This is a genomic window from Lactobacillus sp. ESL0679 (assembly GCF_029433515.1).
GTDB lineage: Bacteria > Bacillota > Bacilli > Lactobacillales > Lactobacillaceae > Lactobacillus.
Genome location: NZ_JAQTIG010000001.1, coordinates 602230 through 624387 on the forward strand (window position 1 = coordinate 602230; position 22158 = coordinate 624387).

The 22158-nt window shown below is 39.0% G+C and carries 22 protein-coding genes, 1 tRNA gene and 1 pseudogene; 20 read left to right on the top strand and 4 right to left on the bottom strand.

The window, feature by feature from the left end; translation table 11 throughout:
- Positions 1-85: 85 nt before the first annotated feature.
- The 7 genes from rpsF (at position 86) to PT287_RS02950 (ending at position 5593) form a co-directional block, all read left to right on the top strand.
- A complete protein-coding gene (rpsF, locus tag PT287_RS02920) occupies positions 86-382 on the top strand; it encodes a 30S ribosomal protein S6 (protein ID WP_277132404.1) in 297 nt (98 codons plus the stop codon).
- Positions 383-429: 47 nt separating this feature from the next.
- On the top strand, positions 430-963 hold the full coding sequence (ssb, locus tag PT287_RS02925; protein WP_277132406.1) for a single-stranded DNA-binding protein: 534 nt from the start codon (positions 430-432) through the stop codon (positions 961-963).
- Positions 964-985: 22 nt separating this feature from the next.
- The gene (gene rpsR, locus PT287_RS02930; RefSeq protein WP_090093298.1) at positions 986-1222 is read left to right on the top strand and encodes a 30S ribosomal protein S18; all 237 of its coding nucleotides are present in this window, start codon (positions 986-988) and stop codon (positions 1220-1222) included.
- 146 nt (positions 1223-1368) lie between these two features.
- Positions 1369-3387: a DHH family phosphoesterase gene (locus PT287_RS02935; RefSeq protein WP_277132408.1), complete on the top strand. Its 2019-nt coding sequence runs from the start codon at positions 1369-1371 to the stop codon at positions 3385-3387.
- A 12-nt stretch (positions 3388-3399) separates the two neighbouring features.
- Positions 3400-3855, top strand: coding sequence for a 50S ribosomal protein L9 (gene rplI / locus PT287_RS02940; RefSeq protein ID WP_277132410.1), 456 nt, complete (start codon positions 3400-3402; stop codon positions 3853-3855).
- A gap of 39 nt (positions 3856-3894) precedes the next feature.
- On the top strand, positions 3895-5277 hold the full coding sequence (gene dnaB, locus PT287_RS02945; RefSeq protein ID WP_277132412.1) for a replicative DNA helicase: 1383 nt from the start codon (positions 3895-3897) through the stop codon (positions 5275-5277).
- A gap of 157 nt (positions 5278-5434) precedes the next feature.
- Complete coding sequence (locus tag PT287_RS02950; RefSeq protein WP_277132413.1) at positions 5435-5593, top strand: CsbD family protein; 159 nt, start codon at positions 5435-5437, stop codon at positions 5591-5593.
- A gap of 73 nt (positions 5594-5666) precedes the next feature.
- Here PT287_RS02950 and PT287_RS02955 read toward each other — a convergent pair whose 3' ends face one another.
- Positions 5667-6866 carry a DUF2974 domain-containing protein gene (locus PT287_RS02955; protein ID WP_277132414.1) on the bottom strand — a complete coding sequence of 400 codons (1200 nt, stop codon included), beginning with the start codon at positions 6864-6866 and terminating at the stop codon, positions 5667-5669.
- A gap of 105 nt (positions 6867-6971) precedes the next feature.
- A complete protein-coding gene (locus PT287_RS02960; RefSeq protein WP_277132415.1) occupies positions 6972-7673 on the bottom strand; it encodes an MgtC/SapB family protein in 702 nt (233 codons plus the stop codon).
- Positions 7674-7839: 166 nt separating this feature from the next.
- Here PT287_RS02960 and PT287_RS02965 point away from each other — a divergent pair.
- Both PT287_RS02965 and PT287_RS02970 read left to right on the top strand, forming a co-directional pair.
- Positions 7840-7912: transfer RNA gene (locus PT287_RS02965), tRNA-Thr, on the top strand.
- A 949-nt stretch (positions 7913-8861) separates the two neighbouring features.
- Complete coding sequence (locus PT287_RS02970) at positions 8862-9653, top strand: TraX family protein (protein ID WP_277132416.1); 792 nt, start codon at positions 8862-8864, stop codon at positions 9651-9653.
- A gap of 51 nt (positions 9654-9704) precedes the next feature.
- Here the strand turns inward: PT287_RS02970 and PT287_RS02975 are convergent, their stop codons facing one another.
- Positions 9705-10127: a MerR family transcriptional regulator gene (locus PT287_RS02975; RefSeq protein ID WP_277132417.1), complete on the bottom strand. Its 423-nt coding sequence runs from the start codon at positions 10125-10127 to the stop codon at positions 9705-9707.
- Positions 10128-10207: 80 nt separating this feature from the next.
- Here PT287_RS02975 and PT287_RS02980 point away from each other — a divergent pair, with 80 nt between their 5' ends.
- The 10 genes and pseudogenes from PT287_RS02980 to PT287_RS03025 all read left to right on the top strand — a co-directional run bounded on the left by PT287_RS02980 (position 10208) and on the right by PT287_RS03025 (position 20015).
- On the top strand, positions 10208-10936 hold the full coding sequence (locus PT287_RS02980; RefSeq protein WP_277132418.1) for a carboxymuconolactone decarboxylase family protein: 729 nt from the start codon (positions 10208-10210) through the stop codon (positions 10934-10936).
- A gap of 24 nt (positions 10937-10960) precedes the next feature.
- A pseudogene (locus PT287_RS02985) lies at positions 10961-11401 on the top strand (SDR family NAD(P)-dependent oxidoreductase).
- Between the two features lie 311 nt (positions 11402-11712).
- Complete coding sequence (locus PT287_RS02990) at positions 11713-11973, top strand: SemiSWEET family transporter (protein ID WP_277132419.1); 261 nt, start codon at positions 11713-11715, stop codon at positions 11971-11973.
- Between the two features lie 18 nt (positions 11974-11991).
- Positions 11992-13344 (top strand): hypothetical protein, encoded by a 1353-nt coding sequence (locus PT287_RS02995; protein ID WP_277132420.1) that lies wholly within the window; start codon positions 11992-11994, stop codon positions 13342-13344.
- A 146-nt stretch (positions 13345-13490) separates the two neighbouring features.
- Positions 13491-14354, top strand: a complete 864-nt coding sequence (locus PT287_RS03000) for an NAD(P)-dependent oxidoreductase (RefSeq protein ID WP_277132421.1) — start codon at positions 13491-13493, stop codon at positions 14352-14354.
- 14 nt (positions 14355-14368) lie between these two features.
- On the top strand, positions 14369-15220 hold the full coding sequence (locus PT287_RS03005; RefSeq protein ID WP_277132422.1) for an aldo/keto reductase: 852 nt from the start codon (positions 14369-14371) through the stop codon (positions 15218-15220).
- Between the two features lie 130 nt (positions 15221-15350).
- On the top strand, positions 15351-17210 hold the full coding sequence (locus PT287_RS03010) for a cation:proton antiporter family protein (protein WP_277132423.1): 1860 nt from the start codon (positions 15351-15353) through the stop codon (positions 17208-17210).
- Positions 17211-17606: 396 nt separating this feature from the next.
- On the top strand, positions 17607-18311 hold the full coding sequence (locus tag PT287_RS03015) for a YjjG family noncanonical pyrimidine nucleotidase (RefSeq protein ID WP_277132424.1): 705 nt from the start codon (positions 17607-17609) through the stop codon (positions 18309-18311).
- 53 nt (positions 18312-18364) lie between these two features.
- Positions 18365-19225, top strand: a complete 861-nt coding sequence (locus PT287_RS03020) for an aldo/keto reductase (protein WP_277132426.1) — start codon at positions 18365-18367, stop codon at positions 19223-19225.
- A gap of 25 nt (positions 19226-19250) precedes the next feature.
- On the top strand, positions 19251-20015 hold the full coding sequence (locus tag PT287_RS03025; protein WP_277132428.1) for a pyrroline-5-carboxylate reductase dimerization domain-containing protein: 765 nt from the start codon (positions 19251-19253) through the stop codon (positions 20013-20015).
- A 125-nt stretch (positions 20016-20140) separates the two neighbouring features.
- Here the strand turns inward: PT287_RS03025 and PT287_RS03030 are convergent, their stop codons facing one another.
- Positions 20141-21151 (bottom strand): D-2-hydroxyacid dehydrogenase, encoded by a 1011-nt coding sequence (locus PT287_RS03030; RefSeq protein ID WP_277132430.1) that lies wholly within the window; start codon positions 21149-21151, stop codon positions 20141-20143.
- A 140-nt stretch (positions 21152-21291) separates the two neighbouring features.
- On the opposite strand from PT287_RS03030, the gene PT287_RS03035 reads away from it, so the two are divergent.
- The gene (locus tag PT287_RS03035; RefSeq protein WP_277132432.1) at positions 21292-22134 is read left to right on the top strand and encodes a fructosamine kinase family protein; all 843 of its coding nucleotides are present in this window, start codon (positions 21292-21294) and stop codon (positions 22132-22134) included.
- Positions 22135-22158: the final 24 nt, after the last annotated feature.

Genomic DNA, 22158 nt, shown 5'->3' on the forward strand with positions numbered 1-22158 from the left:
ATTAGAGATTGCGAGTAATAAAATTGATTACTCCTTGTTCTTGATTTTAGCAAGAACCATTTAGACCAAAAGGAGGTGCACTAGAATGACAACTACTAAGTACGAAATAACTTACATTATTAAACCTGATATTGATGAAGAATCAAAGAAGGCACTTGTTGAAAACTACGATAAAGTTATCGCAGATAACGGTGGTACAATGGTTGAATCTAAAGACTGGGAAAAGCGTCATTTTGCATATGAAATCGAAAAGTATCGTGAAGGTACTTACCATATCATGACTTTCACTGCTGATAACGCAGACGCAGTTAACGAATTTGACCGTTTGTCAAAAATTGACAGCGCAATTTTACGTTCAATGACTGTTAAGTTAGACAAATAATATTACGTTATCGTGATCGTGATTTAGGAAAGGAAGGACCTTGGAGTATGATTAATCGAGTTGTACTTGTTGGCCGTTTAACACGTGATCCTGAATTACGTACTACTGGGAGTGGAATCTCGGTTGCTACGTTTACTCTTGCTGTTGACCGTCAGTATACTAACGCTCAAGGTGAGAGAGGTGCGGATTTTATTAGCTGTGTCATTTGGCGCAAATCAGCAGAAAACTTCTGCAATTTTACGTCTAAAGGATCATTGGTTGGTATTGACGGCCGGATTCAAACCAGAACTTACGATAATAAAGACGGGCAAAGAGTATATGTAACAGAGGTTGTCGTTGACAACTTTGCATTGCTTGAGTCACGCAAAGACCGTGAATCCCGTAGTCAAAATGGTGGTTACACACCAAATAACAATGGGAATTTCAATGGTAACTTTGGTAATCCAAATGCCAATAATTCTCAAAATATGGGACCATCTAATCAGAATAACCAAAATAATAATCAATCAAGTATGCCAAAGGATCCATTTGCTGGATCTGGAGATACCATTGATATTTCTGATGATGATCTTCCATTCTAAACTTATAGAAAGGACCTAGGATATGGCTCAACAAAGAAGAGGCGGCCATCGTCGTCGTAAGGTTGACTTTATCGCAGCCAACCATATTGATTACGTTGACTACAAGGACGTTGATCTGTTGAAACGTTTTATCTCAGAAAGAGGTAAAATCTTACCACGTCGTGTCACTGGCACTAGCGCTAAGAATCAACGTAAGGTAGCTAAGGCAATCGAAAGAGCTCGCATTATGGGCTTGTTGCCATTCGTTACTGAAGACTAATCAGTTGAATAAAAACAAAAATGCGGGAATTATTTTCCGCATTTTTTGTACGCTATTTTAAGCTGGATATTAGGGAGTTTCTTATCAGTTGAATCCAAGGTATAATAATAGTGATGTATTTTACATTAATTTAGGAAGGATCTTGCATGAAAGATTTTTTGCGTAATGGATTTCCTGCTTTTATCAAGGATTCACGGCTGACAGCTTCGGTAATTATTATTTTGGCGCTGTCGCTCCTGGGCAGTATTGTTGCCATGATTATGAATCCGTTGTTTGGGTTGGCAATGGTGCTGATTTTTATTCTTACAGTTGCCTTTACCGTCTATGGAGCGTATGTTTTGGCAGGTAATGCCAATAATTTTGCGGTTAGCCTGTCGTATCGCATTAAGCGTAGCGAACAAGAGGCAATGATTAAGATGCCGCTGGGGATTTTGCTCTATGATGAAGACAGGCAAATTCAGTGGGTCAATCCGTACTTGCAGCTTTACCTGAAAGACGATGACTTAATCGGACGAACCATTGAGGCAGTTGATCCAGATTTAAATAAGTTAATTGATGAGTCGCTGGCGGCCAAGACTGCCGAGAATCAAACGGTAAATTGGGATAATCATCAATTTGAGATGGTTGTTCAAGATAATTTAGGTGTGATTTATCTGCTTGATATCACGCGTTATGCCCAGATTGAAGAAAAATACAATGATGAGTTACTGGCGATTGGGCAAATTTTCATTGATAATTATGATGAGCTAAGCGAAGCGATGCATGATCAGGAATTGACCAGCATGAGTTTGTATGTGCAAAACACCTTGAGTGATTATGCTAAAAACTTTAATGCTTATCTTAAACGAATTGATGAGGATCACTTTTTATTATTGGTGCATATGCAGGATTTGGCTAAAATGGAAGATGATAAGTTTTCTGTTTTGGATAAAATCCGCCAAGAGACCAGTCGAAATAATACCCCGTTAACATTATCAATTGGGATTGCCTTTGGCAGCAGTTCAATTACGGAATTGGCTGATCAAGCGCAGTCTAATCTTGATTTGGCCTTGGGCCGCGGGGGCGATCAGGTTGTTCTGTGTCAACCGGGTAAGGATGCCCGCTTTTACGGCGGAAAGTCGAACCCAATGGAGAAGCGGACACGAGTCCGGGCACGGATGGTTTCACAGGCGATTAGTGAGCTGTTCAAGGAAGCCGATCGCGTATTTGTTGTTGGTCATGCCAATCCGGATATGGACTCAGTTGGCAGTGGTATCGGCGTTGTTAAAATTGCCCAGCTGCATGATGTTAAGGCTAATTTTGTTCTAGATGTTAATAAGACTAACTACGATGTTGGTCGATTAATCGTCAAGATGCAGCAGGCAAAAGAAGATGCGGACCTGTTCATTGCGCCTAAAGATGCTCTGGAAAAGGTAACAGATAAATCAATGCTAGTTATGGTGGATCACTCTAAGTACTCAATTACTTATTCTAAGGAATTGTATGACCGGTTGAAGAATCGGATCATCGTAATTGACCACCACCGTCGCGGCGAGGAGTTCCCAGAAAATCCGATGTTAACGTATGTCGAGCCGTACGCTTCATCTGCGTGTGAGCTGGTGACAGAAATGATTGAGTACCAGCAGCCAAGTTCTGGCAAGCGGGTCTTAACCGACCTAGAGGCAACGGCAATGCTTGCTGGAATTACTGTTGACTCCAAAGAATTTTCACTAAGAACAGGGACCAGAACCTTTGATGCGGCGAGTTATTTGCGCTCAATTGGTGCAAGTTCAACTGGGGTTAGCGAATTGCTTAAGGAAGATATTGATAGCTTCTTGGAGCGCACAAGTTTAGTTGCCAGCTTAAAGATTATCAACTCTAATATGGCCGTCATGTGTGGCCCAGAAAAGAAAATTATCGATCCCATTGTAACGGCGCAGGCAGCCGATACGGCACTTGACTTAGAAAACGTTGAAGCTAGTTTTGCGATTACGCGGCGTGACAAGGATACGGTTGGGATTTCTGCACGCTCGATGGGCAGTATTAACGTTCAAGTAATTATGGAAAAGCTTGGCGGCGGTGGTCATTTGTCCAATGCGGCGACGCAGATTAAGGACGTGACGATTGAACAAGCTCTTGCAAAATTGACGGATGCAGTTGATACTTATGAGAAAGAAAACGAATAAAGGAGATTTCAAATGAAGGTTATTTTTACTCAAGACGTAAGAGGCCGTGGTAAACGCGGTGAAGTTAAGAATGTTCCTGATGGTTATGCCCAAAACTTTTTAATAAAGCGCGGCTTAGCTAAGGCTGCCACAAAAGCTAATATGCACACGCTGGAACGGGTTGCTGCTAACGAGCAAGCTGCTTATGAAGCCGATAAAGCAGCAGCTGAAAAGATTAAAGCAGAACTTGAAAAAGACGAAACAGTTGTTAACTTTAAGTCAAAGGCTGGAACAGATGCTCGGTTATTTGGCTCCATTTCAGGCAAAAAAATTGTTGAAGGCTTGGAAAAGCAATTTGGTATTAAAATCGACAAGCGTAAATTAAACTTGCCTGAGCCGATTAAGTCTTTAGGCTACACAAATGTACCTGTTAAGTTGTTTAAGGGCGTAGAGGCTAAAATTCGCGTTCATATCACCGAGCAAGATTAGTGTCCGGTCTAGATTTTAATAAAAAAGTGGTCATAACTAATGGATAATATTGTTTCGCAACAAATACCGCATGATGATGAGGCGGAACAAGCAGTTTTAGGGGCAATTTTTATTGACCCAGAGGCAATTGCAGATGCAAGTGCCATATTGCAGCCCGCTGATTTTTATAAACGAGCAAACCAGCTGGTTTTCCAGGCGATGCTGGATCTGTCAGATCGTGAGGATGCAATTGATCCATTAACGCTGCAGGATGAATTAACTAAAAAGAAGCAGCTGGAAGATATTGGCGGGATTGCGTATGTTTCAGAATTGGCGTTAGCAACGCCGACTGCGGCCCACGTTACTTATTATGCCAAGATTGTTCACCGGAAAGCGCTGCTTCGGCGGTTGATTTCTGCTAGTCAAAAAATTATTACAACCGCCATTCAGGATTCCGATGATGTGACCGATATTTTGGATAATGCCGAGAGCGAGATTATGAATGTCTCCTCGGAAAACAGTGCGAGTGGCTTTCGCGGAATTAAGGAAATTGTTAATTCAACGATTGAAGAAATTAACAATATTCCCGAAGATGGCAACATGGTCACGGGATTGCCAACAGGTTTTGCTGAGCTCGACAAGATGACGACGGGATTTCACGATGATGAATTGATTATTATTGCGGCACGTCCCGGTGTCGGAAAAACGTCCTTTGCGTTGAATGTTGCCCAACACGTCGGTTTGCATACTGATAAATCGGTTGCCATGTTTTCTTTGGAAATGAGTGGCGAGCAGTTGGTGCAAAGAATGCTGGCTTCAGAGGGCTTGATTGATTCACAACATCTTAGGACAGGACAGCTTGATGAAGAAGAGTGGCGTAAGCTGATTGTTGCTTCCGGCTCATTGGCAACAGCTAACGTCTATATTGACGATACGCCCGGGATTAAAATGAGTGAAATTCGGGCACAAGCACGACGTTTGGCCAAGGAAAAGGGCAATTTAGGTTTAATTGTAATTGACTACCTGCAATTGATTGAAGGGCCGCGCAGTGAATCACGGCAACAGGAAGTCTCTGCAATCTCACGGCAATTAAAAAAGCTCGCTAAGGAGCTTCATGTGCCCGTGATTGCCTTGTCGCAGTTGTCACGGTCGGTTGAGCAGCGACAGGATAAACGGCCGGTGTTGTCCGATATTCGTGAATCTGGGTCAATTGAGCAGGATGCCGACATCGTTTCATTCTTATATCGAGATGATTATTATCGTGATGAACAAGACGATGATAACAATCAGGGTGAGGTTGAAGCAGAAGATGATAATGGCGAGGTTGAGGTCATTATTGAAAAGAACCGGTCAGGTAGCCGGGGAACGATTAAGCTCATGTTTTCTAAGCCATATAACCGTTTTTCTAATCTCGACTATAGTCACGATCAACCAAATGAATAAAAATTATAAAAGTCATGGAGTTTAGATAATTAATGCCATGACTTTTATTGATTTATCAACTTTTACCAAAAATTAAGATCTTTTAAATGACATTATTTAGCTATCATTGTACTATAAAAGTGTAGTTGTAAGATGAATTTAGAAAGGACTTGAAGTTATGGCTAAAAAAGGTTTTAAAGATAAAGTTGCTGGCAAAGCAAAAGAAGTTGAGGGTAAAGCTCAACAAGCCGCTGGTGATGTTAAGAATAAGGCAGCTAAGGCTGCAGATGATGCCAAAGATAAGTTCGATGACGTCAAGGACAAGATTAAAAAATAATAATTACTAGTAAAAGAGCTCAGAAATAATTAAATTTCTGAGCTCTTTTTGTTACACATGAAACAGTGCAAAATTAGTGTAATTTTTGTTCCACATCTGATGGCAATTTCAAGTCAGGATGTTTAGAATCATAAAATTCGTAAAAAATAGGTCCTTTATTTGAGTCGTTGCTCTTAGGATAAAGTTCGTAATTGTTGACCTTCAGCGGTAAAGTCATGTTGTTTTTGTAAGAATCCCAAATGTTGCTAAAGATTTGGGTAATCAACTTACGTTCATCGGGCTCAAGTGACATTAAAATTCGTCCGAAACGATAAGTTCCCAGTAGTTTGTTGCGAGTTAATTGGTGCAACTCATTGATATCGGCATTTTCAAAAGCCTCAAACAATGCAGAAAATGATTCACCACGGTCAGATTTTGGAATTGAACGGTTAAAGGTAATTAAAGCATGGCGAATGACGCGACTGCCAGCTGTTAGACCGTCGGCAAGTGTGAAACTGTCGCGGCCAACCGACCAGCGCCGTGGGTCATGCTGGTTGCGCATGGCAGCGTTGCTTTTAACAACTAATGTGTGCTCAGGATGATCCAGCATAGCGCCAAAAATTGAGGATTGAGGGATGTAAGTCTTCATCTTGGACATTACCTGAATAAAGCCAGGACTGGTGTAGACTTTACGAAAGAAGCCGAGACCATCAAAGCTCAATGCCTTAATGATTCGGTCTTGAATATCTGGTTTGACAGCACTTAAGGCGTATTGGGCAAAGTTGCCGCCCTTGGAATGCCCGACAAGATAGATGCGCTGATTGGGAAACTTCTGGGCAATGTCTTCAAGATATTCAGCTGCCACATTCTGCCCGTAAATTTCTGGCAAATAATTCATCCGCATGTCCTCATTCCAGCCAATCATTGAGCCATCGGTGCCGCGATAAGCAATAACTATCGTTTGCGGATTGATGGCAAAAGTGGCAGCGGTAAATTGTAACGGATGCGGCTCTTTTTCCAAACGATCGGTCCAATCGAGGATTTTCATGTCGCCAATGCGTGGACTTTCCGGTAATAATAGTACCTCGGCACCAGTCTCAGAGTGCATTTGGTGCTGAAACGATGGTAGGAGCCGCAGCTGCTTTGCGACGTCACCCAAGGTGTGTCCGACAGCAGAGGCATCAGCGGGGAGGTAAACAATTGATGAAAGCAGCGCCGCATCAATGCTATTAAAAGGTTTTTCTTTGAATGAAAGATCACCGCGCCAACGTAAGTAATCGAGTGAACCAGCCATAAAACTCTTCCTTTCTGATTGGTTAATAATTACTATTGTAGTTAGTTTGATTTGTAAATGCCAAAATAATGGTATAAAAAAGGCAATAGTTAAACTATTGCTTTTTTATTTACCCATGCTTGTGTAACTAATCCGCTTAATGTCAGGATACTTACGCAGAGACATGATAATATCATTTTCATCAATGTTATTATTAATAATTCCGTCCACAAAAAAGATAATTCGTTCGTCATTAACGTATAAAATTTTAACAGAAACATTTTGGACATGGCTGGCTTTTAGCTCATCCTCAATTGTCTTCAAAATATGGTGTTTGTTAACGGCTTCAATCTGAATATTGAAGCGAATGTGCATGATGATTTTATCGATTAGACTATCATCATGGAATAGCATTTGGATGAGAAAGAGAAAAGCGGTTAGGGAAATTCCTAAGAAATACAGACCAGAGCCAATTGCCATCCCAATTGCAGCAGTTGCCCAAATTCCGGCAGCGGTTGTCAGACCGGAAACTTGTTGCTTTTTGATTAAAATCGTCCCGGCACCAATAAAGGAAATCCCAGAAACAATCTGGGCCGCGATTCTTGACGGGTCGACCGCCACATCGTTAAGTCTTAATAAATCGTAAAATCCATATTTGGAAATAATCATAAATAATGCTGACGAAAAAGCAACGACAATGTGGGTTCTGACCCCAGCGCTCTTTCTTTGAATTGCTCGTTCGTAACCGATTAATGCTCCGCAAAGCGAGGCCACAATGACCCGCACTAGCCATGGCAGCTGCGAATTAATCGGTGTTAAGTTAGCCATCATATCACTCCGTTCATAAATTATATTTTATAATTATACTCTATCCTTTACGTTATGAGAATAAAGACCAAAGGATAGTTATAACAAAAATTTGGAAAAAGTCAAAAAATACTTGCGTAATTGTTACGAATATGGTTTAATTAATATTGTTGTCAAGTAAGACAATGCTGACTTAGCTCAGTTGGCAGAGCACGTCATTAGTAATGATGAGGTCGGAGGTTCGAATCCTCTAGTCAGCATAGAGGTTAATAGACTTAAATAAAATAATCTTAACTAGTTAATAGTTAAGATTATTTTTGTTTGTAAAAGCAATTTTAACACAAAAAATGGCACATAATTTAAAACTATGTGTCAAAGAAATCTTTGGGAGCAGAAGAAAAGTTGATATAGCGGGCTTAAAGCCCGCCTTTTTTATGTGTCCAGACAAGTTTTAAAGTTAAAAAATATAATTTACTAATTAAGTTTAGATTCCGAATTTTTAATTCTTTTGTGCTACAATATAAGGGTAAAGAAAAAGCCCTACTGTAATAGGACTTCTCTTAAACAGACAGCACCCGCTTCAAAGGCGGTGGCTGAATTATATTATTGCTTAAAAGCCGTCATATAACTCGCCAAAGTTAAAAGTGGACGGCTTTTAAAGTGCAATTATTTTTCGTGTTTGTCGATATAATCGAGCAAAGCAAGAATAAACATACCAAAAGCGAACATAATAGTTAGCGCATCGGCAACACTCATGACTGTTATACCTTTCTGAAAGCTTTTCGTGCATCAGCACCGTCTCCTTTCCAAGATAACAGCCACCGCTCTCAAAACTTTATGTGTTGAGAGTTCTAATTAATTATATCAGATAACCTATTAAATGAAATTGCTTATTTTAGTACAATAGCGTCAACTTTTAGTTCAGTAAAAGTATTGTTCTCTTAAAGCTTTCTGTGCTAGAATAACTTTACAAAACAAAAGAAGCCCTGTTGGTATCAGGACTTCTCAACATGAGTTTCCGCATTAAGCGGTGACTTAACGATATTTGAATTAATAACCGTTAGTCGTCAAACTAGAGCGGTTATTATTTTGCCCTAAATTTCTTCTAGGTAGCTTTTAATTAATTCACACTCTAAAGCCTAATATTTGGGCTCACCTATCTTCCTATGCTACACTTGAACGGCTATGTGTTAGGAAAAGGAGAGTGCTATGCAAATTGCTAAAAAAGTACGAGGATTAACTACTTTTGATTTAAAAGTAATTGGTGTTATTTTAATGGTGGTTGACCATGTCCATCAGATGTTTTATCCGTTAGGTGCACCGAATTGGCTGGACTGGTTTGGTCGGCCAGTGGCTACTATTTTCTTTTTTACCAGTGTAGTTGGCTTTAGTCACACGCATGATAAAAAGAAATATATGGAACGCTTGTACATTTCTATGGTGCTGATGTCGCTTGTAACTTGGCTATTAGAGAAAACAGTTCATTTTGAGCAAGTGGTTTTAATTAATAATATTTTTCGTGATTTGTTTATCGGAACAATGTTTATGGCTGGTGTTGATCAATTTGTGGCTGCTAAGAATGGCAACAAGGCAAGGCACATTAGTTTAGGGATTTTATGGGTTGCCATACCGTTTATTTTTTCAGTTATTACAACAATGATTGTTGGTGCGCAAAGTGTACCACTCTTAATTAAACAAATTGCAGTTGGCATTTTTCCCGCAATTCTCTTAGCTGAAAACAATATTATGGTGTTACTGATTCCGCTGCTATATTTATTCAGAAACAACAAGAAAATTCAATGTCTGCTGATTGCAATTACTGCTTTGCTTTATGGCTTGAGCGGATCAACTCAATGGCTGATGATTTTTGCAATTATTCCGATTTGGCTTTATAACGGCCAAAAGGGCCCGGGCATGAAATATTTCTTTTATATTTTCTATCCAGCTCATATTGCAGTTTTATACTGGCTGGCAGCCTTTTTGTACAGGACGATGCATTAGAATAGACTTGTTAGTTTAAAAAGGTAAATAAAATAGCGGACGTTATGTCCGCTATTTTTTGTGGTTAATTCGTTTTAGATAATAGCTAAAACTCTCGGAGTCGGCAATCTTTCCATTTTCTTTGCCTTCATACCAATCAATTTTATCGTTTAAGATTTGTAAATGATATTGCTGCTCAGCAATTAGTTTTAAAAATTTTTGCTGTGTTTTTTTGAGTAGCTGCAAGCGCTGGGGAATGGTTGCGTCGCCTTGAGCGCGCCAAGCTACATATTTTTTCAAATCAGCAATGCTCATCCCCGTATTTTTTAGATGCATTAAAAATCTCATCCAATTGACATCATCTTCATCATAATACCGCTGCTTGTTGGCCAAACGATGAGGCTTAATTAGGTCTTCCTCTTCATAATAACGCAAAGTTGATGGTGCCAAGTTAAACTTAGTGCTGAATTGCTGAATACTATATTTGTCTTTCATCTGTTTGTTTTCCTTTTATCTTGACTTAAAGTTAACTTTAAGGAATAGACTACCACTAAACAAGAAAGAAGGAAGTTAAAATGGCAAAAAAACAAACCGCAGGCAGAAAAAATTTAGGCAATTTCGCGCCACAATTCGCTGCTTTAAATGATGATGTTTTGTTTGGCCAAGTTTGGGCAAAAGAAAATGAATTGTCAGCTCATGATCGCTCGCTGATCACCATTGCTGCCTTGATGGCAATGGGCAACACTGAACAGATTGAAGCACACTTAAATATCGGCAAAACCAACGGTATTACCAAAGAAGAAATTGTTGCAGAAATTACTCATTTGGCCTTTTATGTTGGTTGGCCCAAAGCGTGGTCAACCTTTAACCGTGCTAAAGAAATTTGGCAGGGTGATGAGGAAATCCCACAGCAGCCAGGAATTTTTGCTACCGGACCTAAAAATACTGCATACGATCAATATTTTGTCGGTCAAAGCTACAATAATTCACTGGTTAAGCCAGAGAAAAATGGTAGCAGGGTTCCAGTTAATAACGTGACCTTTGAGCCAGGATGCTATAACCATTGGCACATTCATCATGACGGCAGCCAAATTTTGTTGGTAACTGGCGGTCGAGGCTGGTACCAAGAATGGGGAAAGAACCCACAAGAATTAACTCCGGGATCAGTTATTGTAGTTCATGATGGTGTCAAGCATTGGCATGGTGCTGCTAAAGACAGCTGGTTTAGTCATTTAGCCATTACGACGGGCAAGACAGAGTGGCTGGAACCGGTTCAACCGGCGGAATATGAGCAGTTGCCATAAGCAAACGAGAAAGGAAAAGATCAAATGGCAATTAAAGATAAGGTAATTATTATTACAGGGGCATCATCTGGTATTGGTGCAGCAACCGCAAAATTATTAGCGGAAAAGGAAGCTAAGGTTGTTTTAGCGGCTAGACGTGAAGACAAATTGCAGGCACTGACAACTGAAATTACCCAGAGGGGTGGCAACTAAGCATGCAATTCGCAATTTAATGGAAGTACTGCGTATGGAATCAGCGACTGATGGGAATAATATTCGGACAACAACGATTTATCCGACTGCCATTCAAACAGAATTATTGAATACAGTTTCTGATAAGCAGGCAGCGAATGCGCTGCATAAAACTTATAATAATTATCAGCTTAGTCCTGAAAGAATTGCTAACGCTGTTGCTTTTGCAATGATCAACCAAGAGATACTAACATTAGCAAGTTGACAATTGGGTCAACAAGACAGCCGTGGTAATAAAAACAGGTTAATTTTAATCATGTTTCATGTGAAACGTGAATTATTTGAACGCAGATTAGATTGCATCTATCAAATTAATTAATCAGGTGTTCAACTTAAAATTGCAATTTACAAATATAATAAAAAATCACTTTAATGCTGCCTTCTAAATGATTAACACAAGCTACTTGAGCTATCATATTTTGTCTTGAATATGGTGGCTCTTTTAATTTATGGTAATAATTAATGATATGATTTGACGCTGACAATATTAGTTTATATTTGAAAGCGCTTTTTATATGTGAGACAATGGTCTACGAGGTGAACATATGAAATTAGAAAAAATAATGAATATTTTAGGCTGGGTAGCATCTATTACTGCAATTATTATGTACGTATCATATATACCACAGATTATGAATAATCTTCATGGAGTAAAGGGTAGTCCAATTCAACCTTTAGCAACGGCAATAAATACTTTTTTATGGGTTATCTATGCTTTGTTTAAAAAAGATCGTGATATTCCATTAGCAGCTTGTAATGCTGCTGGAGTTGTATTTGGCTTGATTACATTTTTCACAGCATTATAAAATTTAGGAGAAGTTAGTATGGTTAAGATTACTTTAGTTAGTCCAGAAGATAAAATTAAAATTCCAGTGCCAGTGAAGTTTACATTATCAAATAATGTAATTGGAGATTTATGGTCTGCTGTGACTGATGATGGTCAGCAAGTAGTTTGTCAAAGATTGCATAATGATCGTGCAGCCAATTTTGTGACGATCGTTGAGTTTAAAAAGGCTACTGAAACTTTAACGTTGCAGAAAGAAATATCGGCTAGTGAAATCACTGGTATTCAAAAAATAGCAACAGCTAAAGAAAAAGACTGTTATGTTCATTTGAATACTGGTAAATTTGATTTTGAATTGTGTCGAGGTACGGCTGAGGGTGAAGGCTCATCTAAGTGGGGGTTACGTCATTTTTGGTCTGTTGAGGAAAACCGTGATTTAGTACCATCAGGCAATAATGCAATTGGTGGCTTTTACGGTCCATTTTTTACGCCAGATAATGGATTAATTAATCCAGCGGAGCATTTGATTGTTGATATTACTCCGCTAGAAGATGGTCCGATCATGAAAAAATATCGGTTAGCAGGTCGGATTCCGGATGGTACCAAACCGGAACTTCACGGTAAAAGATTTCATCTAGATTGGTCATTTTATTATAATGTACCATTCTTTTCACGAGTTTATAATGTTGATCATTTTGAAACTACAGTTAATAGGCGATCAATCGTTGATAAAATTACTGTTGGTGATGAATTTGAGAGTGGCATTGGTCAATTAGTGTTTGATCGATTTGCTACATATGATGGGGTTTGGTATCGTGCTGGCGACCCATACTCTGGTAAGTTAGCAGAAAAAGTTCAAGAATTAGTTCATGATGGTAAAGAACGTAATGCCCGCTTTGCTGATTTTAAGAAGGCACTAACTGGAAATATGGCAAATGCTCACTGGGACTTGTATTGGCGACTTTTTTCAGTTTGGGAAAATGCTTTGTCAAATGAAGAGGAACAAGTAGAACTGCAAGATGTTCGGGATCAAGCATTTGTTCTTGCAGAATTGAATAATCGTCCGTGGTTATTCAGTCAGGATCCGGTCAATGTTAGTCAAGTAACGGATCAAACAGTTTTTGCTGGTCCTGCAAGTAAAAGTGCAGAAATAAATACTGAAACCGGACAAGCTATGATCTGGCAAACATCTGCTGCTTCAAATGCCTTTCAAATTGTGCAGCGACCACAGTCAGGTTGGCAAAATTGGGGAACTAACGCAGAAAATGAATGTCCTTCGTTGCCTGTTGGCTCTTTGATTCATACAGCTTATGGTCCATATCAAGATAATTGGCGTGAAATTGCAGATAGCTTAGAAGCATTGCAAGAAGTAGAAACTAATATAGAAGGATAAGTTAAATTAATTTTTAAAGTACTAGGCTAAATCCTAGTATTTTTGTTTACAGTATAAAATCCTGTAAAATTCATCTGTTATAAAAGGGTTATAATTTAAGTGATACGATTAGTTGTTCTTTGTATTTTTTTAAGGAGGGAATTATCATGAAAATTGGTTTTATCGGAACGGGTGTTATGGGGAATGCAATTTGTCTAAATCTACTTAAAGCTGGCTATGAGCTGCTAGTTTATAATCGCACTAAATCTAAAACTGATAATTTGGTTGCTAAGGGTGCAACCTGGTGTGACAATCCGCAGACTGTTGCAGAGGGAGCCGATGTGATTTTCACGATGGTTGGTTTCCCGCGTGATGTTGAGCAAGTTTATTTTGATAAAAATGGCATTATGGCTGCAAGCGTTAAAGGTAAGATTTTAGTTGATATGACAACATCTAAACCTAAATTAGCGCAAAGGATTTATCAAGCAGGTACTGAGGCAGGCGCTCAAGTGTTGGATGCACCTGTATCTGGTGGTGATTTAGGTGCTAAAAACGGTACTTTGACCGTCATGGTTGGTGGCGATAAAGCAGCCTTTACAACTTTAGAGCCAGTCTTTAAGGCAATTAGCAGTATGGCACAATATTTTGGCCCAGCGGGTGCCGGTCAAAACACGAAGATGGCCAACCAGATTATGATTGCTGGTACGATGACGGGAATGACCGAAATGCTAGTTTATGCGCAAAAAGCAGGATTAGATTTGCCAGCAGTGGTCAAGACGGTTGGCGGCGGCAGTGCTGCTAATTGGAGTCTTAGCAACTATGGTCCACGTGTCTTAAAGGGCGACTATACGCCTGGCTTTTTCAGTAAGCATTTTTTGAAAGACTTGCGGATTGCTCTTGAAACCGCTGAGGAAATGGATATTGAATTGCCTGCAACGCAAAAAGCCAAAGACCTGTATGAGATTTTAGTTGATGAAAAAGATTTGGGCGACTTGGGCACGCAAGGCTTGATTAAATTGTGGTGGAAGTAGACTAGGAGAATTGAATGAAACAAGTAGAAATTAATAACCAAATGGTGCCAGCAATTGGAATCGGCACGTGGCACATGGGTAGTGATCAAGCTAAGGAAGCTGCAGAGCTTGCTGCAATTCGTGCCGGAATCGAAGCAGGTGCCAAGTTAATTGATACCGCAGAAATTTATGGCAAGGGTGCATCTGAAACCCTAGTAGGTAAGGCAATTAAGCCATATAGTCGTGAAGAATTGTTCGTTGTTTCAAAAGTTTGGCCCGAAAATGCGACTAAGCAAGACTTGGAAAAACACCTAGATGCAAGTTTAGAGCGGCTGCAGACTGATTACCTAGATATGTATCTGCTTCATTGGCGTGATCAAGTGCCACTAGAGGAGTCTATTGCCGAGCTTGACCGAATGCGTGAAAAGAGTAAGATTAAGTCATGGGGTGTTTCCAACTTTGACGTAGCAGACTTAGAAGAAGTTGAGGCACTTCCTGCTGGCAAGTATTTAGCTGCTAATGAAGATCTCTATAATCTGAACGCACGCGGTTTGGACTTTGATTTGGTTCCGTGGCAAAAAGAACGCAATATTCCGCTACTTGCTTATAGTCCTGTTGGTGGATTACACAATAACTTGCATGCCGATATGTTAGATAATCCGGTAATTAAACAAATCGCTCAAAAGCACGATGCTTCAGTCTATCAAGTGCTACTTAGCTGGACGATTCGTGATGGGATAACGATTGCAATTCCGCAAACAGCTAATGCAGAGCATATGAAAGATAACATTGCTGCTGGGAATTTGGAACTGACGGCTGCTGACTTTGCAGCAATTGATGAGCAGTATCCACGTCCAACGCATAAAATTCCACTTGATTTGGATTAATGTACTAAAGAACTCAATTTGAGTTCTTTTTTTATGCATCTTTTCATAAATAGATATTATTTTTTTAGTTATTCAGTATTTATTTTGGTAAAATATATAAGTTAAACAAATTTTATTGGGGAGTAAATTAATGGATTTATCGCTTGTTATTGTATCTGTGGCTGCTTTTTTGACACCGACACTGCTAGCTCGGTTTAAGGTGTCATTGATACCCACAACCGTTGCGGAAATTATTGTGGGCGTAATTTTAGGTAAAAGCTGTTTTAATGTTATTCATATTAATTCGGTTTTGAATACTTTGAGTACATTGGGTACAATCATGTTGCTGTTTTTAAGTGGGATGGAGATTGATTTTTCATTATTTAAAAAGAGTAAACCCACAACGGTCTTAGCTGCTAAAAAAGCACAAAATAAGACAAAAGAGACACCTCTAAAAAGCGCAATTATTGCCTATTCGTTAACAATTGTTTCATCTGTTGTTTTGGGAGTTTTGTTTAAAGTCTGCGGCTTATTTTCAGATGTATTTTTGTCAGTAATCCTATTTGCGACGGTTTCGCTTGGCGTGATGATTAGTATTTTGAAAGAAAATAACTTACTTGGACAATCATACGGCCAAACTTTACTGTTATTTGGTGTGCTAGGTGAAATCATTCCACTACTTGGATTAACGATTTATTCTTCAATTAAAAGTGGCAATGGTGGTACGTTATGGCTACTCTCACTAGTGTTTTTAGCTGCGGCATATTTGTTAGCACGGTTTCGTAATTTCTTTAATGTGTTTGGCAAATTGACTAAATCGACTACACAACTTGATATGCGTTTTGCCTTTTTGGTAATTGTAATCTTGGTTGTTTTGGCAACATCCGTCGGTGCTGAAAACATTTTAGGAGCGTTCCTTGCGGGGATCGTAATCAAGCTGCTGGAGCCTGAAGAAGCAACTGAAGAAAAATTAAATGCGATTGGCTATGGCTTTTTAATCCCGTTTTTCTTTATTTTAACGGGTGTGAAATTAAACTTAATTGCGTTACTTGGTTCAAAAGCAACTTTAACATTAATTCCATTACTATTAGTTGCATTCTTAGTGGCCAAAATGCCAGCATATTATAGCTTTAAGCAGTTATTTTCTCAGCGTAATGCATTAGCCGGGACCTTTTTAGTTGAGACGACGATGACGCTGGTTATTTCTGGTGTGGCAGTTGCCCAAAATATTCATGCGTTAAACAATCAGCAGGGTGGTGCCTTGACTTTAGCTGCAGTGTTAACCTGTTTAATTGGTCCAATGCTTTTTAAGAAGTTATACCAACCAAAAGACGAGCAATTACCAAAGACAATTGTTCATATTATTGGTACTACAGTGACTTCTGTTGCCACGTGCCACCAATTACCACACGATTGGTATGATACGCGCTTGTATACGCGACATTCAGAAAGCTATGAAACTTATAAAAATTCGGCACCAGTAACGCTGCTAGATACAATGGAACCAGTAGCCTTAATTAAACAAGGCATTTTTGATACCGATATTTTAGTAATTACGGACTTGCATTCCAAGATTAATTATAGTTTGGCCGTAGCTGCTAAAAAGTATGGCGTTGAACGGGTTTTAGTCAGACTTGATGACCCTGATCCTAATGAAATTGATGTCATGAAAAAAGAGTTAACAAATTTGAAAATTGAGTATTTCAATACTTTTGATACAGGAGTTGGCGTTTTTCGAACAGCAATCGAATCGCCAGAGGTTTTACGTTTTATTACTTCAACGACGTCAAGCTTGTTTGAAGTGACGATGACTAATGCGCGCTTTGATGGCAGCTTGATATCAGATTTACCTGAAAATGATGAGGTCGTAATTAGTAAAATTGTTCGTAATGGCAAGTTTGTTGATCCACGAGATGATTTGCGTCTGCAACTTGGCGATCACTTAATCATGGCAGGACCACGTGAGGTGGTTTCGCGCCTGCGATTACTACTTGATAACCAGTTAGGATAAAAATAGCAGCTCACAATTGAGCTGCTATTTTTATATGATTGCAAAGGCAAGGCAAATGATGACTGCTAAGATAATTAGCGGTAATACCAAGTGAATGAAAAAGGTGATAATAATTCCACAAGCTAGCAGGAAAAAGAAAATTTTAAATACTCCAACACCGAGCTTAAGTAACAGCCAAGTTATTAAAAAAATCAGTAAAAGTGTCAGCATAATCAATTCCTCCAATTAAATTAAGAACTATTATAACTGGTTTGAGTAAAAGAATGCAGAAAAAAGAATAACTTTAAAAATAGTTAATCAGCTACTTTTAAGTGAAAAATTGTTATAATATTATCCCAATCATTTTTGTGGGCAATTAATTATTACCCGGGAAATAATGTGAAAGGATGACAGCTTTTGAAATATCAACAAATAATTTTTGACGTTGATGATACTTTGATTGATTCAGCTGCTACCGAAAATTTTGCACTACATCATCTTTTTGCTGCACATCATTGGCAATTAACGCCAAAATTGCAGCAGACTTATCATAAATATAATCAGGGACTGTGGCGCCAACTTGAATTAGGTGAGATTACCTACGAAGAATTGAGTCAGATCACGTTTAGTCATTTTTTAAAAGCTAATTTAGGTCTAGAAGTTGACGGCTTAAAAATTATGAACGAGTATCGCTCATATTTTGGTGAGGCACATCAGCTTTTGCCGGGAGTTGAGCACACATTGAAGCTGGCTCGTAAACTTGGCTATCAGTTAACTGTTTTGAGTAATGGTGAGCGACTAATGCAAAATCATCGTTTAGAACTTGCTGGGATTAAAGATTATTTTAACTTGATTGTTACTTCACAAGAAGCCAAAGTTTCTAAACCAGATAAGCGAATTTTTGATTACTTTTTTGCGCAGACTAAGGTTGCTCCTAACAAAACGATTTTCTTTGGCGATGGACTGCAATCTGACATTCTGGGGGCTGAAAAATATGGCTTTGCGAGCATTTGGTATAATCATCGACATCGCGCCAATACGCTTAATTTACACCCAATTTTTGAAGTTGATACTTATCAAGATTTTGATACTTTGCTGCAAAATAACTTAATGCATTTTTAACAAGCTGATAGCTTGGGGTTATGTATAATAAAGGTGAAAGAGAGGTCAGACTTATGAATAATATTAATTCTCTAACTGATACTTATGAATTAAATAATGGTGTGAAAATACCTGCTGTTGGCTTCGGCACTTGGCAGACCCCCGATGGCGAAGTTGCACAGAATGCTGTTATGGCAGCAATTAATGCTGGTTACCGGTTAATTGATACTGCAGCTGCTTATGGCAACGAGCGAAGTGTTGGCAATGGTATAAAGAAGAGTGGCATCAATCGTTATGATTTGTTTGTTGCAACTAAATTATGGAATAGCGATCATGGTTATCAGCAAACTGAGGCCGCAATTGATGCTAGCTTGGAAAAATTAGGGTTGGATTACCTTGATTTGTACTTAATTCACTGGCCTAATCCTGTCGCAATCCGTGATCATTGGGCTGAGTTGAACGCTGAGAGCTGGCGGGCAATGGAAGACGCTCTGAAAGCTGGGAAAATACGAGCAATTGGCGTTTCTAATTTCAGAAGAAACCATCTTGATGAATTGCTTAAGACTGCAGGCATTCGTCCAGCTGTTAACCAGATTTACTTGAATCCAAGCGATATGCAAAAAGAAGTAACGGACTATGATGACGAATTAGGAATCTTAAATGAGGCTTACAGTCCGTTGGGGACAGGCGGCTTGCTCGCAAACGAAACAGTTTCTGAAATTGCTAGTCACTATAATAAGAGTGCGGCTCAATTATTATTGCGTTGGTCAGTTCAGCACGGCTTTTTGCCGTTGCCGAAGTCGGTTCACCCTAAGTATATTGAAGCTAATACAGAAATTTTTGACTTTTCAATTAGTGAACAGGATATGTTAAAACTAGACGGATTACATGGTGCTGCTAAGGTTGCACAGGATCCAGATAAGACAGATTTTTAGTTATATAAGAAAAGAGTAATAATAAATGAAGATTGGCTTTATTGGTGCTGGCAAAATTGGTTCATCGATGATTTTAGGCTTATTACAAGCTGGTATTTCAGGGAAAGATCTTTATGTCTTTGATGGTGGCCACCAATCCGCACAAAAGCTTGCCGCTGAGAATAGCCTGCAATTAGTTGATGACTACACTGATTTTAATGGCTGCACTGCGGTAGTTGTTGCAGTTGGTGGACCAGTAATTAACACAATTTTACAAAAGCTAGGTCAAATTTATCATGGCATTATGCTATCAACTGGTGGTGGCGACTTAGTAAAAGTTAATCAGGAAGCAGCTGACGATACGTCATTTGCTAAAATCGTTCCGAACACTCCTGTGCAAATTGGGGAAGGGATAACTGCTGTAAGCTTTATTCCTAATGAAAAGCAAACAGTGATTGCTACAGTTAAGGAAATTTTAGGTAAGTTTGGTGACGTATATGTTGTTCCAGAGAGTCTTTTAGGAATCTACGGAACAGTTTCTGGCTGTGCGCCTGCCTACGTTGACTTAATGATTGAGGCATTTAGTGATGCCGCTGTTCAAAATGGTGTTAAGCGTGCAGAATCCTACCCAATGATTGAAAAGATGATTTTGGGGACGGCTAAGTTAGCATTAACTACTAAGAAATTACCTGAGGAATTAAAAGATGAGGTAACAACTCCAGGTGGTACTACTATCAAGGGTGTTGTTAAATTAGAAGAGGCTGGCTTTAGAAATGCATTAATTCAAGCAATTAATGCATCAGCTAATTAATTAAAAAGGCGAAATGTTTCATATGGAACATTTCGCCTTTTTGTTAGGATAAGTAAAATAGCCACCGGCAAACTTCGCTCAATGACTATTTTTAGTTACATGTAAGAAAGGAAAGGAATAAATAATTAGAACTCTTTGTCTAAATCAACAGGAGTATCAGGAGTTTCACCCTTAATCAATTTCAAGTTATTATCGAATGCTTTAATGACCATGTTGCGAACAGCATGCGTTGTGTAGAAAGCAGTATGTGGTGTTACCAAAACATTTGGCCGTGCAATTAAGTCAGCCAAGCGCTTGTCAGGTAATTCCTTGTTGCTGAAGTCGCTATTGAAAATACCAACTTCGTTTTCGTAAGTATCCATTACGAAGCCAAAGATTTTACCTGAGTCTAAGCCACGGATAACTGCATCAGTATCGACTAACGGACCACGTGATACGTTAACGATAACAACACCGTCTTTCATCTTTTTGATTGAGTCATCATTAATCATGTGAACGTTTTCTGGAGTGTCAGGAACGTGCAATGAAATAACGTCTGATTGAGCATAGATTTCGTCAAGTGTATCAACGTAGTAACCTTGCTTTTCAAGTTCAGGATTTCTATAGATGTCGTATGCAATGACTTTAGCGCCAAAGGCTTCCATCAGCTTCATAAATACTTGACCAATGTGGCCAGTACCGATAACACCGACAGTTTGATCACGAACTTCGCGGCCGATTGTTGGTGCCCAACGGAAATCATGACGAGCAATCTTTTCATCCATGCGCTTGTCTTGACGTAAAAGACGTGCAGCTTGAACAGCAGCGTGCTCTGCAATTGCGTTTGGTGAGTATACAGGAACATTAGTTAACTTAAAGCCTAATGATTTAGCCTTTGGCAAGTCAATGTTGTCAATTCCGACGTTCCGCAATGACCAGTTGTGAATACCCAATTTATCTAGGGCTTCGATTGTATCTGCCTTGTAGTCTAATTGCTGGTAAGTAACAACCCCATCAGCACCCTTAGCTAATTTGGCAGTTTTGGGAGTCAATAATTGATCAGTGTAATCAACATCAATGTCCTTGTGCGCGTTTTTCCACTCAGTAACGTATGGTTCTTCATCTTTACGAATAGCATAAGCAAAAATTTTAGTCATAAAATTTCAACCTCCATAAAATTAATATTATTGTCTCTTGTGCTATTATACACTTGTATTTTGACAATGGCATAATAAACTTGTGAAAAAATTAATTTTATTAATAAACGTTGAAATAACAACATAATGGAGTAAATAAAATGAGCATAACAAAGCAATGGCGTAGTCAATTACCAGTCAAAAATATTCAAGTATGTAAAACTATTCACGGAGGGGATACAAATAAAGCATATCAAATTAAAACGCCTGAAAAGACTTACTTTATGAAGGTTCAGCCCAATAGTGCTGCGACTTATTTTGATCATGAAGTGCGCGGACTAAAAGAAATAGCAAAAGCTGGAGTTAATACGCTAGTACCACTTTTTCATGGGCAAATTAATGATGCTGCGTATTTAATTTTGAATTGGCTAGATACAGATGTTGGCAGCCAGGCAGATTTAGGTCGGCAGGTGGCAAAATTGCATCATCTTCATAATGATAAGTTTGGCTTTGGCGATCAAATGCAGAATCGAGTAATGATTAAAAATAATCAGTGGAACCAAAGTTGGGCGGATTTTTATATTAAGCAACGGCTGGAACCGGAAGTGGCAAGTGCGCGCAAGCTTGGCTATTGGAATGATACAAGAGAAGAGCATTATCAGCGAATGGTGACGCAATTTTCTGATTATTATAGTAAGCATGAAATAACGCCGAGTTTGTGTCACGGAGATTTATGGTTTGGCAATGTTTTGTTTTCTCATGGTGCGCCGTATTTGATTGATCCTGACGCGATATACGGCGATCGGGAATTTGACTTAGCGATGACGACTGTGTTTGGTGGCTTTAGCAATCAATTTTATCGTGCGTATTATGAAGAATATCCGTTTGATGCCGAGCTTGCACAGCGGCTAAATTGGTATCGCTTCTATTATTTGTGCATGCATCTTTGCTTGTTTGGTGAAAGTTACGGCAGCGCGGTCGATGATGTTTTGAGTCATTTTTAAAAAATATTATAATGAAGGGGATAG

What these genes read in the sequence shown, in the direction of transcription:
- PT287_RS03030 (WP_277132430.1), bottom strand. Translation starts at nt 21,151, where the DNA reads ATGACTAAAATTTTTGCTTATGCTATTCGTAAAGATGAAGAACCATAC.
- PT287_RS03010 (WP_277132423.1), top strand. Translation starts at nt 15,351, where the DNA reads ATGGATTTATCGCTTGTTATTGTATCTGTGGCTGCTTTTTTGACACCG.
- PT287_RS03005 (WP_277132422.1), top strand. Translation starts at nt 14,369, where the DNA reads ATGAAACAAGTAGAAATTAATAACCAAATGGTGCCAGCAATTGGAATC.
- rpsF (WP_277132404.1), top strand. Translation starts at nt 86, where the DNA reads ATGACAACTACTAAGTACGAAATAACTTACATTATTAAACCTGATATT.
- ssb (WP_277132406.1), top strand. Translation starts at nt 430, where the DNA reads ATGATTAATCGAGTTGTACTTGTTGGCCGTTTAACACGTGATCCTGAA.
- PT287_RS03000 (WP_277132421.1), top strand. Translation starts at nt 13,491, where the DNA reads ATGAAAATTGGTTTTATCGGAACGGGTGTTATGGGGAATGCAATTTGT.
- PT287_RS02995 (WP_277132420.1), top strand. Translation starts at nt 11,992, where the DNA reads ATGGTTAAGATTACTTTAGTTAGTCCAGAAGATAAAATTAAAATTCCA.
- PT287_RS02990 (WP_277132419.1), top strand. Translation starts at nt 11,713, where the DNA reads ATGAAATTAGAAAAAATAATGAATATTTTAGGCTGGGTAGCATCTATT.
- PT287_RS02935 (WP_277132408.1), top strand. Translation starts at nt 1,369, where the DNA reads ATGAAAGATTTTTTGCGTAATGGATTTCCTGCTTTTATCAAGGATTCA.
- PT287_RS02950 (WP_277132413.1), top strand. Translation starts at nt 5,435, where the DNA reads ATGGCTAAAAAAGGTTTTAAAGATAAAGTTGCTGGCAAAGCAAAAGAA.
- PT287_RS02975 (WP_277132417.1), bottom strand. Translation starts at nt 10,127, where the DNA reads ATGAAAGACAAATATAGTATTCAGCAATTCAGCACTAAGTTTAACTTG.
- PT287_RS02960 (WP_277132415.1), bottom strand. Translation starts at nt 7,673, where the DNA reads ATGGCTAACTTAACACCGATTAATTCGCAGCTGCCATGGCTAGTGCGG.
- dnaB (WP_277132412.1), top strand. Translation starts at nt 3,895, where the DNA reads ATGGATAATATTGTTTCGCAACAAATACCGCATGATGATGAGGCGGAA.
- PT287_RS03020 (WP_277132426.1), top strand. Translation starts at nt 18,365, where the DNA reads ATGAATAATATTAATTCTCTAACTGATACTTATGAATTAAATAATGGT.
- PT287_RS02955 (WP_277132414.1), bottom strand. Translation starts at nt 6,866, where the DNA reads ATGGCTGGTTCACTCGATTACTTACGTTGGCGCGGTGATCTTTCATTC.
- rpsR (WP_090093298.1), top strand. Translation starts at nt 986, where the DNA reads ATGGCTCAACAAAGAAGAGGCGGCCATCGTCGTCGTAAGGTTGACTTT.
- rplI (WP_277132410.1), top strand. Translation starts at nt 3,400, where the DNA reads ATGAAGGTTATTTTTACTCAAGACGTAAGAGGCCGTGGTAAACGCGGT.
- PT287_RS02970 (WP_277132416.1), top strand. Translation starts at nt 8,862, where the DNA reads ATGCAAATTGCTAAAAAAGTACGAGGATTAACTACTTTTGATTTAAAA.
- PT287_RS03025 (WP_277132428.1), top strand. Translation starts at nt 19,251, where the DNA reads ATGAAGATTGGCTTTATTGGTGCTGGCAAAATTGGTTCATCGATGATT.
- PT287_RS02980 (WP_277132418.1), top strand. Translation starts at nt 10,208, where the DNA reads ATGGCAAAAAAACAAACCGCAGGCAGAAAAAATTTAGGCAATTTCGCG.
- PT287_RS03035 (WP_277132432.1), top strand. Translation starts at nt 21,292, where the DNA reads ATGAGCATAACAAAGCAATGGCGTAGTCAATTACCAGTCAAAAATATT.